The 13,019-nt window shown below is 63.4% G+C and carries 11 protein-coding genes; 7 read left to right on the top strand and 4 right to left on the bottom strand.

Annotation, left to right across the window (positions count from 1 at the left end):
• On the bottom strand, positions 1 to 2,547 hold the full coding sequence (locus tag LLH00_08105) for a hypothetical protein (GenBank protein MCE5271233.1): 2,547 nt from the start codon (positions 2,545 to 2,547) through the stop codon (positions 1 to 3).
• A gap of 267 nt (positions 2,548 to 2,814) precedes the next feature.
• Here LLH00_08105 and LLH00_08110 point away from each other — a divergent pair, with 267 nt between their 5' ends.
• Positions 2,815 to 3,816 (top strand): hypothetical protein, encoded by a 1,002-nt coding sequence (locus tag LLH00_08110; GenBank protein MCE5271234.1) that lies wholly within the window; start codon positions 2,815 to 2,817, stop codon positions 3,814 to 3,816.
• A 263-nt stretch (positions 3,817 to 4,079) separates the two neighbouring features.
• Here the strand turns inward: LLH00_08110 and LLH00_08115 are convergent, their stop codons facing one another.
• Positions 4,080 to 5,813, bottom strand: coding sequence for a CocE/NonD family hydrolase (locus LLH00_08115; protein MCE5271235.1), 1,734 nt, complete (start codon positions 5,811 to 5,813; stop codon positions 4,080 to 4,082).
• Positions 5,814 to 6,106: 293 nt separating this feature from the next.
• On the opposite strand from LLH00_08115, the gene LLH00_08120 reads away from it, so the two are divergent.
• Together LLH00_08120 and LLH00_08125 are read left to right on the top strand one after the other, a co-directional pair.
• Entirely contained in the window at positions 6,107 to 7,978 is a 1,872-nt protein-coding gene (locus LLH00_08120; protein ID MCE5271236.1) for a DUF362 domain-containing protein, read from the top strand.
• 36 nt (positions 7,979 to 8,014) lie between these two features.
• On the top strand, positions 8,015 to 8,929 hold the full coding sequence (locus LLH00_08125) for a permease (GenBank protein ID MCE5271237.1): 915 nt from the start codon (positions 8,015 to 8,017) through the stop codon (positions 8,927 to 8,929).
• A 120-nt stretch (positions 8,930 to 9,049) separates the two neighbouring features.
• Here the strand turns inward: LLH00_08125 and LLH00_08130 are convergent, their stop codons facing one another.
• Positions 9,050 to 9,706, bottom strand: a complete 657-nt coding sequence (locus tag LLH00_08130; protein MCE5271238.1) for a hypothetical protein — start codon at positions 9,704 to 9,706, stop codon at positions 9,050 to 9,052.
• An 868-nt stretch (positions 9,707 to 10,574) separates the two neighbouring features.
• On the opposite strand from LLH00_08130, the gene LLH00_08135 reads away from it, so the two are divergent.
• Genes LLH00_08135 through LLH00_08150 form a run of 4 tightly spaced genes read left to right on the top strand, consistent with a single transcriptional unit; the run spans position 10,575 to position 12,272 of the window.
• The gene (locus LLH00_08135; protein MCE5271239.1) at positions 10,575 to 10,760 is read left to right on the top strand and encodes a hypothetical protein; all 186 of its coding nucleotides are present in this window, start codon (positions 10,575 to 10,577) and stop codon (positions 10,758 to 10,760) included.
• 3 nt (positions 10,761 to 10,763) lie between these two features.
• The gene (locus LLH00_08140; GenBank protein MCE5271240.1) at positions 10,764 to 11,126 is read left to right on the top strand and encodes a hypothetical protein; all 363 of its coding nucleotides are present in this window, start codon (positions 10,764 to 10,766) and stop codon (positions 11,124 to 11,126) included.
• Entirely contained in the window at positions 11,123 to 11,890 is a 768-nt protein-coding gene (locus LLH00_08145; protein ID MCE5271241.1) for a PAS domain-containing protein, read from the top strand. The genes LLH00_08140 and LLH00_08145 overlap by 4 nt, the downstream gene beginning before the upstream one ends.
• Entirely contained in the window at positions 11,862 to 12,272 is a 411-nt protein-coding gene (locus LLH00_08150; protein MCE5271242.1) for a response regulator, read from the top strand. Before LLH00_08145 ends, LLH00_08150 begins: the two co-directional genes overlap by 29 nt.
• 19 nt (positions 12,273 to 12,291) lie before the next feature.
• Here the strand turns inward: LLH00_08150 and LLH00_08155 are convergent, their stop codons facing one another.
• A complete protein-coding gene (locus LLH00_08155) occupies positions 12,292 to 12,987 on the bottom strand; it encodes a Fe-S cluster protein (GenBank protein MCE5271243.1) in 696 nt (231 codons plus the stop codon).
• Positions 12,988 to 13,019 lie beyond the last annotated feature (32 nt).

The raw sequence follows: 13,019 nt of genomic DNA on the forward strand, positions 1-13,019 counted from the left end.
TCAGAACTGATCACCCCAGTACCAGCGCATCTGGAAATTCGAGATGTCCTCGAACGCGGCCGGGTCGCCCTTGGCCGGGCCGTAATGGTTCCCGCCGCCGAACGTGGTCAGGTAGAGCATGCCAGGGTGAACCGGGTCGAAAATGGGACGGTAGCCCCACTTGAAATTGTAGCCCTGGATATGGGTCCAGGTGGCCCCGCGGTCCTCGCTGCGGAACGCGGCGTTGTCGAACGTGTTGATCACGATCACGTTGCTGTCGCGCGGGTCGACCGCCGCGCCGTAGACATGGGCGTCCTCGCGGAAAATACGCCGCCAGGTCAGACCGCCGTCGTCGCTGGCCAGCACGCCGCCGCCCACGTTGTTCACCTGCCAGTTGCCGTGGACCATCTCGCCCACGTCCATCTGCGGCCAGGCGCAGAGGTACAGACGGTCGGGGTTGAGCGGGTCGTAGATCAGGTCGTTGGGGAAATTGACCTTCTCGGGCAGGCTCACCTGGGTCCAGGTGGCCCCGGAGTCCTCGCTGCGGAACAGCCCGCCATCCGTGATGACACTGCCCTGACGGTCCTGCACCACCAGGGCGAACAACCGTCCGCCGGGCAACAGGCACAGGTGCCAGTAGTTGCGGTTGGTTCCCGGCACCTGGGGAAGGGCCTGCCAGGTCAGGCCGTTGTTGACCGACTTGTACACGCCGCTGCGGAACCCGCTGGCGTAAAGAGTGCGGTTGCCGGCCGGAGTGCGCAGATCGACCACGAAATGAGTGGGGACGAATGTGGAGGGCAGGCCGGAGCTGGCGTTTGTCCAGGTGCGGCCGCCGTCGGTCGTGGTCATCATCCCGCCGGCCGGGTCGTTGAACCCGTTGCGGAACATCTTGTCTCGCGGCAGGTCGTGCTTGTAGGACCAGGCGGACCAGGCGCGCCCCTTGACCTCGGGGTCGAACTCCATCCAGTAGCAGGTGTTGGCCCAGTTGCCCGGCACGCCCTTGATCCCGCTCTGCCAGGACTGGCCGCCGTCGAAGCTCTGGAACGCCCCAATATCGGTGGTGGGGGCGAATATGTGCAGGCTGTCGAACGGGTCGAACTTCAGCGTGTAGCTGCCGGTCACATCCAGGCCGCGGCTGGAGAAGGTGCCGTCCGCGTTGGTGTTCGAGTACACCTGGTTCCAGGTCTTGCCGCCGTCCAGGGTGCGGATCGTGCCGCCGTAGTCGGTCACGTAGGCGATATCGCTGTTGGAGGCGCAGACCCCGATCGACAGCGCGCTGCCGCGCCAGCCCGGCCCGTAGACCGCATCCAGCCAGCCCTGGTCGATCAGGTTGTTGAGGACCAGTCCGCTCCAGCCGGAATGATAGACCCATTCCCACTTGGCCCCGCGGTCGCTGGTGCGGAATATCCCGAAAGTGCCGCCCGGGAAATCCGGGCAGGAAAGATAGACCACATCCGGCTTGCCCTCACAGACCGCCAGGGTGTTGTAAGTGCCGCCGGACAGGGTGCTGGTGGTCACGCTGGTCCAGGTGGCCCCGCGGTCCGCGCTGCGGTAGACTTTGTTGCTTCCCAGGACGTACAGAAGGGTTCCCTGGCTGTCGTGCCCGCCATCGGCCGCATCCAGCGAGGAGAGCGGCAGGCTGACTGGAGTTGACTGCCCGCTGGTCTCCGAGACAAGGAGCGCCTGGCTCTGGGTCACAACCAGCACCTCATCCGGCTTGCCCCACCAGGAGCCGGGGAACAGGGCGATCACCGGCGAACCGAGGTCCGATACCACGCGTCGCCAGCTCGCGCCGTAGTCGTTGGAGACCAGAACGTAGTACGAGGCGCCCCAGGGTGCGGAGTGTACTATCCAGAGGTGGTTGCTATTGGTGGGGTCCACGCGCACCAGCTCCACCTCGGTGGATTGCTCGCCCTCGGGCTGGCCCTGGGCGGTCTCGACCCAGTAGTCGGCGTGGTCGCCCTCCATGTGCTCCTTGATTATATCGGCCGGGTCGGGGTAGACAATCTCCCAGCGCAGGCCCTTGTCCCGGCTGCGCAGGAGCATGCCGGAGGCGGCGTAAACCGTGTTCGGGTCGGAGGGGTCGAACTCGAAGTCCAGGACGATGGTGCGCAGGTTGAACATGCGCCAGGTCTTGGCGTTGTCGTAGGTCACGTAGGCCCCGGTCATGTCGCAGCGCTCGAACACATTGTCCGGGTCGGCCGGGTTGACCGTGGGCAGGAACTGGCCGCCGCCGCCGCCCGGCCCGACCACGCGCCAGGAGGTGGCCGTTGGTTCGGCCTGGCTGACCGTGCCGCCATTTATCCGGCGGCCCAGGAATATGGCGTCCGCCAGGGAGCGCACCCCGTCGCCGTTGAAATCGCCGGTCCAGGCGGCGGAGCCGGAGCGCAGGCGGGCCAGTTGGCACAGCACGTCCATGATGCTCACCCGGCCGTCACCGTTGACATCCTCGTTGAACCGCACCGAGGACAGCTCCGGTGTGACAGCCGCGACAGGCAGCGGCAGAATGAGCGCCGCGCCCAGACAGAGAAGGAAAGCCATCGAAACCTGTCTCATCCAGCGAGCCATTCTCTACTCCTTTTTATTGACATTCCTTTGGGGGAATTCAGTTTGAGGGGTTGGTGCCGGGTGGGTCCGGCAATTGATTCAGATTAAAAACAAAATAACAGTTTTCTTTTATTGAGCAAGACGGATTTACGCGGGAAAGAGTCGGCGCGGGCCGAGCGAACAATCTTGTCAGGCGGGCGTGAGCGGGCTATATAAGAGACGGATTGAATCCGGTCACACGCGCCGATTCCACGCAAACAGAGGAGTTCGGGTATGAAGAAATGGGGTTTGGCATCTGTCTTGCTGGCGGGCTTTCTTGCCGGCCTGGCCTTTCTGACTGCGGGCTGCGGAGCGGGGAGTACGCAGAACAGCCCCACTGTGACCGCGAAACGGGACACCTGGGTGCGCGCGGCCCTGGCAGAGGTGGAAACCACGCTGGCCGCCAATCCGCCCGGCAGCGGCGAACCCGAGCTGCGCCGTCAGACGCTCTGGCTGCTGGATGACCCGCTGCACCTGTCCGAGGCCCCGCGGATCGGCGCGATAGGGGAGTACTACCGGCAGGCGATCGAGAGCGCCCTGACCCGGATCGAAGACGAGAAAGTCACCTCCGGGGCCACGCTCTGGAAGCTGTACAACCACTCTTTTGTAGTGAAGACCAGCGAGGCGACATTCGGCTTCGACATAAACCCGGGCGTGGACTCGGTGCTCATGAGCGACAGCCAGCAGGAGCGCCTGGCCCGGGCCCTGGATGTGATGTTCCTCTCGCACCCGCACCGCGACCATGCGAACTATGGTTTCGTGGAGCGCCTGCGGCGGCTGGGAAAACCGGTGGCCGCCCCGGAGGGTCTCTGGAGCGACCGTCCGCTCGGGCCCGGACTGACCTATCCCTCCGCTGGCGCGGACCTGAGCCTGGGCGGCGTGGCTTACCGTGTTTTCCCCGGCCACCAGGAGGACATCCCGAACAATGTCCACCTGGTCCGCTCGGGCGGTGTATCGGTCATGCACACCGGCGACCAGGATAACCGTGAGGATTTCGCGGCCTGGATCGACAGCCTGGGCACGCACCACCAAGTCGATATCCTGCTGCCCAACTGCTGGACCCCCGATCTGCCGCGCCTGGTCCGCGGGGTCAACCCCCGCCTGGTTATCACCGGGCATGAGAACGAGCTGGGCCACACGGTGGACCACAGGGAGAGCTTTTCCAAGACCTACGGGAAGATCGGGGACATCGCCTGCCCCTGCCCGGTGTTGAGCTGGGGTGAGCGCTACCATTTCGAGAGTGGGAAGTGAGGTGGAGAGAAAGACTTTTTTTGTTTGCCTGACTCGACTGTAACACACACTGCCCGCTGACACGGGCACCCCTCTCGAGAGGGCAGTTATCCCGCCCCGCTGTCCGGCCCGCGATAAATTGCCCAGGAGGAGAGGCTTTCAATCCCTCTAAAAAGAGGGGGGGCGGCGTAGCCGACGGGGTGTGTAGATTCAAATAAAAAGGGGCACGCTGCACAGCGCGCCCCTTTTGTTTTACGGCAGGAATACTCTCGTAAGCTGAGACCTTACGGGATCACCGGCAGCACGATCCGCGAGGGATAGAGCTTGCCGTGGTGTACGCCCTGGCTGGCTTTCTCGATCCGCGTGCCGGTGGCGAAATCCTCACCCGTGTTCAGGTTGCGGTCGAAACGCGGGAAGTTGCTGCTCGAGACCTCCACCCGGATGCGGTGGCCCTTGAGGAACACGTTGCTGGTGGCCCAGAGGTCGATACTGTACTCGTAGATTTTGCCCGGCTGAATGGGCGTGGGCGCCTTGCCCGGCTCGCGGTACGTGGCCCGCACGATCCCGTCGCACAGGCTCATCGCCCGGCCGTCCGGGTGCACGTCCAGCAGCTTTACCGTGAAATCGGTGCTGGGGGCCGAGCTTTCGGCCCAGAGCACGGCGCGCACCGGTCCGGTCACCTCCAGGTCGGCGTCCAGCGCGGCCGTGGTGTAGACCAGGATATCGCCGCGCAGCTCCTTGGCCGCCTCGTCATAGGGTCCCTCCATCGCGCTCAGGACCGGGTCGCGCGGGTCGTAGACAAAGCGGTCGGGGTTGTCGCGGGCCGGGACTTTTTCGCTCAGGACACCGTCGCCGTTACGCGTGTTGGCCTTTCCGCCGCCGTCCAGGTAGAAATCGCGGTACTGGGTGCGGGCCAGGGGCCACTCCTTCTCGTTGCGCCACTCATTCCGTCCCATCACGAACAGACGCACCGGGCCGAGGGTGTCGAGACCGGTGTCGAGGCCCTTGATCCGGTTGTCGAACCACTGCAGCTCGATCTGCCGCACATCCAGGACCGCGCCCTTGCCGAAATCCAGCTCGCCGGTGCGGCCGTCGCGGGTGAAACTGTGCACCCAGGGCCCGATCAGCAGGCGCTGCCCGGCGCGCACGGCCGGGTCGATGCCCGAGGCGGTCATGGCGCTGAAATTGTTGAGCGTGCCGTGCAAAAGGATATCGAACCAGCCGCCCACGTTGAACGCCGCGGCCCGTATCTTCGAATGCCCGTCCCCGACAGTGGTCGGCTCCCAGTAACGGTCGTGCTCGGGGTGGCTCAGCCAGTCGCGCAGGAACGGCACTTTCCAGCCGGCCAGCCGGTCCTGGTCGGCCAGCGGCAGGGACTCGTAGATTTTCATCAACTGCTCATCCGTGCGCTTGGCGTTGAGGCCGTAGGGCAGGGTCATCTCGAAGCTCCAGGCGCTCCAGAGGCTCATGCGGAACGCGCCGCCGTAATAGACCTCATCGTGCATGTCCGAGGCCGTGACCACCGGGAACATCGCCACCAGACGATCCTGGTCGGCCTGGGGGGCGGGCATCCACTGGGTGAACCCCACGTAGGAGCCGCCGAACGTGCCGAACCGGCCGTTGCACCAGCTCTGCGCGGCCAGCCATTTCTGGCTGTCCACGCCGTCGTCCCGCTCGTTCCGGACCGCGTCGAACAGGCCCTCCGACTCACCCCGTCCGCGCACATCCATCAGCACCACCGCATAGCCGCGCGAGGCGAAGAAATGCCCCTCGCCGTTACCCGCGCCGCCGTTGCCGTAGGGCGTGCGCAGCAGGAGCGCCGGGAACGCGCCCGCGGTGTCCGGACGGTAGATGTTGGCCGAGAGCCGCACCCCGTCGCGCATCTCGACTTTCACGTCCAACTCCTCGCGCACGCGGTAGGCCGCAGGCGAGGTGTCCGCCGCGAGCCGGGATACGGGAACAGCCAGCCAGAGCAACAGCAGCACCAGGAACAGCCCTCGAACGGGTCGACTGCGCATGGGAGCGCTCCTTGATTGGGGAGAATTAAATCCGCGCCAGCGATTTCAGAACTTCCGCCGAGGGCGGTCAGTCGCGCATCGGCTGGAACAACGAAAAGGAACATCAATCTAAATATATATGTTGCTGTCCTGAGGGTGTGATATTTTTCTGGCCTGGGGGAACAATAGATGTAACATTGGACTAATCCAATAAGTAGACATAACGCTCTAACATTCCCGCCGCTGTGCTCCACCTCTGGATCAACCGCCGCTCGGACGGGGCTTGCCGCCCGGACGAAGACAGGGGACTTAAGATGAAAAAGAGACGTTCTTCTCTCGTCCTGATCGCGCTGCTCACCGGGCTGGTCGGCCTGGATTTCGCGGTGCGCTCCCAGACCCCGGTGGCCCACACCCGCTGGTGCGAGATGTCCGACTGGCAATATGACGCCAATCATGTCAGCACGGTGAGCCTGGTGCCCAGCGACTATTCAGGATTGCACGAGCCGGCCGCACTGAGCGACAGCCTGACCTACGAGCAGATCGCCGCGATGGTCCAGGAAGCCCTGGACCTGGCCGGTGGCCTGGACCTGCTGGTCCCGGCCTCAGTGCACAGCATCGTGCTCAAGCCTAACATAGTCGAGCCGGGCGAGGTGGGAAAGCGGGTGAACGGCACCGGAGTGGACACCGACTGGCGCGTGATCCGCGCCCTGGCGCTGGCGCTCTATGCGCACAACCCGGGCTACAGCATCCGGGTGGCCGAGGCCGCGGGCGGCTGGACCCGTCCCGGCACCCCGGGCGTGGCAGCCTGGGCCACGCTGGACGGCTACACGATGACCGGCTACAAGGGTATGGTCGAATCCCTCAAGGCCGACCCGGCCTACCCGGGCCTGGATTTCGACTGGGTGGACCTGAACTATGACGACACCGTGGCGGTGAAAGTCCCGGAGCCGCGCCTGTCTCCGGACCAGACTGTGTTTTACCTTCCTCGCACCCTGGTCGAGGCGGATTACATCATCGACGTGCCGGTGATGAAAGTGCACACAACCGGCGTGACCGTGGGCCTCAAGAACTGGGTCGGAATCCTGCCCGGCATGGTCTACGGCTGGTCCAAGGACGGGGGCTACGGCGGCAACGGCATCGGACTGAACCACGCCGCCGACCACATCCAGAAGAACATAGTCGAGCTGCACCGCGCCCTGCCGGCCAACCTGACCCTGGTGGACGCGATCACGTGCAAGGAGCAGTCCAAGTACTTCTCCGGTATCTCCAAGCGGCGCAACCTGATAATCGCCGGAACGGATGTGGTGGCCGTGGATGCCGTGTGCTCGCACCTGATGGGGGTGAACCCTGATGACGTGGAGCATATCAGCCTGGCGGCCCTGGCCGGCCTGGGCCAGAACGACCTGGACAAGATCGAGATCGCGGGCGGCGCCATCGAGCACTGCGCCGACCGGTTTATCAAGGCCGAGAAGACCATGGTCGCATCACAGATGAATTCCAGCTATTCCTACTATGGCCAGAGCAACCGGACCTGGCTGGTGCGGGGCGGTTTTGCCGGCACGGACCTGGACAGCGACCGTCTGGGCGGCGAGGCCGCGGCCGCGCCGGTGGCAGGCAAGGACGGCTGGAGCCGGCCGCTGTACTTCTACGATGACATCATCGACCCGGCCGCGGTCTGCCGGGATTCGGTCGACGGGGTGGAATACAGTTTCGCCTGGCTGGATTGCCCGGAGGCCGCCGCGGCGCAGCTCTGGGTCGGCTCGGCCCAGGAGATGGCGCTCTGGCTGAACGGCCAACTCGTTTATCACTACAGCGGCGCCGCGCGCGAGCACCATCTGCCCAACTCGGTGGTCAATGTCACGGTGCAGAAAGGGCTCAACCGCATCCTGGTCAAGACTGTCCAGCGCGGCGGCGAGAGCACTTTCAGCCTGAATGTCTGCGAGAACGAGCCGGACAAGAAATACGCCGGCAACCGTCTGGCCGGAGCCAGATTCATGGCCTCCACCACTCCGGTGCACAAGCCCGGGGACTGCAACGGCGACAACAAGCTGGATGTGTTCGACCTGCTGGCCCTGCTCAAGGCGCTCAGTTCCGGCAGCCAGGGCGCGGATTACGACTGCAACGGGGACAGCCGGGTGGATGTGTTCGATCTGCTGAGCCTGCTCAAGAGCCTGGGTGGAAACTGAGGACCGGTTGGACGGCCGCGCGGCCATGAGGTGGGCTTGGACTCCTGGTACACGTTCCAGAGGATATTCCTGCGCACCTGGACCTGGCGGATCATAGTCAATTTCTTCGAGCTGCTGGGCGAGTTGTTCCCCTACCTCCTGGCCGGGATAGTGCTGGCGGCCATTCTGCGGCGCAGTTTCCTGGGCCTGGGCCGGGCCGCGCTTTTCCGCTCGAACAAGCCCCTGGTCATAGTCCTGGCCGCCTTGGCCGGAATGCTGGCTCCGCTGCCGTTCTACCTGGCTGCTCCGCTGGCCGCGGTGTTTGTCGCCTCGGGCATGCCAGCCCCGGTGGCGCTGGCTTTCCTGGTCGCCTGCCCGTTGATCGATCCCAACCTGATACTTCTTACCTGGGCCGCTTTCGGCTGGAAGATGACCCTGGCGCGCGTGCTGTCCGCGTTCATCCTGGCCGTGGCCGGGGGCCTGGCCTGGAAAGCCCTGGAGCTGCGGTTCCCGACAGCCGCGCGGGCGGAGTTCCTGGCCGCATCCCAGGCCAAGGCGGAGAGCTACGGCGCGCGCGACTTGCGCACCGCTCTCTGGCGTCAGAGCCTTTTCATTGCCCGGGTGTTCAGCCTGAGCCTGCTGATCAGCGCGGCGCTCAAGGCGCTGTTGCCGCCGGAGTCACTGCGGGCGCTGCTGGGCGGCACGGGCAGTCTGGCCGTGCTGGCGGCCATCGCCGCGGGCATCCCGTTTTACCAGTGCGGCGGCGCCTCGATCCCGGTGATGCAGGCCCTGGCCGGCCTGGGCCTGAGCCAGGGCGCGGTGCTGGCCTTTTTCATCTCGGGCCCGGCCACGAAACTGTCCTCGATGTACGCGTTCCGGGAGGCTTTCGGCTTGCGTTTCCTTCTTCTGTTCGTGGGCTACGCCCTGGCCGGGGCCTTCGTGGCCGGGGTGCTGTTCAACCTGCTGGTCTGATTGTCAGCCGCAGCACTCCGACAATTTAAAAGAAAAGAAACGAATGAGGGGCTGCCTGCAGTCGCACAGGCGGCCCCTCACACGTGCTGCATCTATGATAAAAGCACCCGGGCTTGCGACTCAACCCAGGTACCGCAACGGGCTGACCTCGAACAGTTTGGCGAAGCCGCTTTTCTGTTCCGCGGTCAGCAGGGATTCGATGTCGCGCTCGCTCTGCTCGATCCTGCGACGGAGCTTGTTGGCCATGTCGGTGCGGGCCTTACGGTGACGCAGGTCCTCCTGCGTGTACTTGAGCATCATGTCCGCCTCGGCGCCGATGATCTCCCGGATCCGGGCCTCCTGCACCGGGGTCAGAGAAAGCGCGGCCAGGTGCTTCACGCAACTGCTCACCATCCGCGCTCTTTCCAGCTCGAAATAGCGCTCGGCTTTCTGCGGCCCGACAACCGCGCTGGCCGCGCTGTGGATATTTCTCAGTCTTTGCCAGGCGTCCACCAGCGCCTGGTTGATCGCTTCCTTGTCGTTTGGGGACACGCTTGTGGGGCCGGTGAAAGCCTGTTCCACCTCGTTCAGGTAGAGGCCGGCCAGTTGCTGCTGCTGCTGGGCGCTCAGAGCGAGAGGCTCTTTCACTGTTTCGATCCAGCCGGAGACCGCGGCCTGTATCTGGACCTTATCGCCGGATTCCGGCCTCGTCTCGTCGGCGCTCTGGCCGAATGTCGCCTGGCCGGCAAGCAACGGACTGAACATGAGCAGGGATGCAGCGAGGATGGACCTGAACATTCTCCCTCCCTTTGCGGATTGGGAAATTGAGGATTGATAAATCCCCGAAGAGTCGCTCCGGGTTTCTGACATCCATCCGCGCCCGGTTGCCGGGGGGCTTGTGCAAAGCGGCGACGGATGAAGATCTGAGCGTGCTTGGCCGCAAATCCTTTCGTTCGGGTGCCTGCCGTACGGTGCGGTTTTCACGGCGGCCCGCCGTGCGTGTTGACCTCTACTGTTTATACCATCGTCAAGAATAAATGTTTGAAAATTGAGCCTGCCGTCTGGAAACCGGTCGCGGCATTGCCCCTGTCGATCCACTGACCGGCCTTGTTGCATCGCTCATATTATGCGACCCCGCAAAAGAGTGCCGGGTTTCATTTTTTTCAGTCTTGCCGCCCCATGGCCCTCGCTCCCTTGCCGGGGGATCAACCGGACAGCCGGGGCGGCGTCCGAAACCAGACACGGATTCATCTTTTTTGTCTCATTTCAGTCATCCGTTTCAGACGGCGACTCGGTTGTGTTTGTAACTGTAATAATTAAAGCAGGATAGAAGATTGTGAGCCTCAGGCACATTTTTTGATTGTGCTGAGGTCACAATGTCGAAAATCTCTCACCCACCCGTGCGAGATGTGTTCGGACCGGTTATTCAGCGCGAGAGTTCCTGCCACGGCGGGAAATTCGACAAGGGGATGGAAGCAAGTTTAAGGATATCCTGGCGAAGATAACCGGGACGAAAGCATCCGGAGCCCGTTGTCTTGAGCTCGATATCCTAGTGTAATGTCCTTGCGCCGATAATGGCCATGGAGCTGGATTTCAACGTCATCTACCTGAACCGGGCCGGGGCCGGGGCGCTGGGGCTGACGGAGGCGAGCGCCCGGTGCAGGAAATGCAACGAACTTTTCAAGAGACCGGCCACTGCCGCACATCCAATTGCGGCTACGCGCAGGCCATGCGCGAAAGAAGGGCGCTCACCGCCGACACCGTAGCCAGTCTGCCCGCTGTAGAGATTTCCATCCGCTACACCGCGGCGCCGTTGTACTACGGGAAGGGCAAAGTGCTTGGCACGCTGTAATATGTGCTGGACATCTCGAAAGACGTGCAGAACACCCGCGAGATCGCCGCTCTCACCGAGGCGGCGCAGCAGGGCAAGCTCGATTCGCGCGCGGACGAGAGCGTTTTCGAGGGCAACTACCGTCAAATCGCCGAGGGGGCCAACCGCCTGCTCGACAGCCTGCCGCGGCCGGTGGAGGAGATGATGGTCACAATGGGCCGGGCCGCACGCAAGGACATGACCGCGCGGATGGACGGAGAGTGCCAGGGCCTTGTCGGCCCGATACTGAGCCGGACAAACCGAAAATACATATCCCGAACTGACCGTGTCGAGGAACGGCGCGGGAAAACAAATGCCAACCGTGAAAAAGAAAGACATCTTCTATGAAAACTGATTTTGAAATGACCCTCCAGGCCGGCATCGAGGCGGTGATCGATAACCTCCCCTCCTCCATTTTTCTGGTGGACAGGGAGAAGAATATCGTTCTGGCCAACCGTTCCGCCTCGATCCTGACCCGGATACCCAAGGACAAGCTGGTCGGCCGGTCCAGCGCCCATGTCCTGCGCTGCAAGTATCTGGACAAGGGAACCGGTGGTTGCGCGGAGAGCGGAGTCTGCCGGAGCTGCATGCTCCGCAGCGTGATCGACGATTCATTCATTTCGCGCACCGAGTACTCGGATGTGGAGACCGAGTTCCATTTCGCCGACCGCGGCCCGCGTATACTCAGGCTGTCCACGCGGTATTTCCCCGAGAGCGACACGGTCATGGTGGCGATCAACGACATGACTGCGGCCCGTCGGGTCGAGGCCCAGCGTATCGAGAACCGGACCCTGAAAGCCGCCCTGGAGACCTCGCTCGCGGTCTGTCACGAGATATCACAGCCGCTGCAGGTGATATCCGGCTATCTCGAGATGCTGATGTTCGACGGGGGACTGCGGGACAGCAGTTTCCACTGTCTCCAGGAAATCAGGAAACAGATCCAGCGCCTGCGCGATATCAGCACGGGGCTGCAGAACCTGCGCACTCTGCGCATCGACGATCAGAATCGCCTGGACAGCGCCAGGGACGGCAAAGCCTTATCTTCCGCAGGGATGGAAAGGTTAAGACCGGAGGGAGCAATCCATGAAAAAACGAATACTGTTCGTGGATGACGAGGTTTCCATTCTCGAAATGCTGCGTATGGCCTTCGAGCAGTTCGGCTACGAGGTCTACACGGCCGACAGCGGCATGCAGGCGGTCGAACTTCTGAAATCAGTCAAAGTCGATTGCATGTTTTTCGACCTGCGCCTTCCCGGCATGGACGGTATTGAGCTGTGCCGGATCATACGGCGAGACAACCCGATTGCCGCCATCTTCGCCATGACCGGCTACGCCAACGTGTTCGAGCTGTTCGACTGCCGCGAGGCCGGGTTCGACGATTATTTCCTCAAGCCGTTGGACCTGCAGGCGATCCTGGGCACTGTGGAGGCCGCTTACGAACGCTTGGAACGCTGGAAGCTGAAACGGCCCGAGGCCACGTCCGTAGCCCAGTGAGATATAGTTCCCGAAAGTTTCAGCCGATCCAGAGGCCCTCCAGCCGGACCTGAAGGCCATCCGGCGTGCGGTTGAGGTAGTTCACCAGTCCGCTGTGCCGCCACTGCAGCATGCAGCGGCGCGGCTGAAAGAAATAGCGCATGCCGATCCTCACCTCGCAGCGCGCCTGACTGATCAGGCCCTCGTAGCCCTCGGCGCTGTAGTAGCCGAGGTCCTTGCACCCCTGCTGGCGCGGCTGCAGGGGACCGGTGACGCACCAGAGGATCACGCCGGTGCGCGTGTCCACGTTCAGCGCCACCCCGCAGTGCGTGACCGGGCAGCCGCAGGACATCCCCAGCGGCCGGCCGATCAGCAAATCACCCTCCCGTATCTCCAGCTCGCGTGTCAGCATCGGATTGTGCGGCAGGATTATCTCCCGCGGCCCCGGATCCTCGGGGAAATGCTCCAGGTAAAAATCGAACTCCCGGCCCAGGCTGTCCCGCCAGGGTTGAGCTGTTTCCGTGGACTGCCCGGAGCAGACGCAGGGCATGGCCGGCGCGCAGGGGAGCGGCTCGGCGGCCGAATGAGTCTGCGGATGCAGGGTGTCCTGCGAAAGGTGAATGCAGCGTTTCAACAACTGCGGCCGGCCCTCCAGACGTCCGGCCAGCTCGGCGCAGGTACGGAACCCGCAGACCCCGCAGTCCAGTCCGGGCAACTCTTTCTCTGTGATCGACACGGACTCTCCTCCCCCATCGTTATATTTCTGAC

The sequence above is a fragment of the bacterium genome, from assembly GCA_021372515.1.
In the GTDB taxonomy this organism is placed as follows: Bacteria; Gemmatimonadota; Glassbacteria; order GWA2-58-10; family GWA2-58-10; genus JAJFUG01.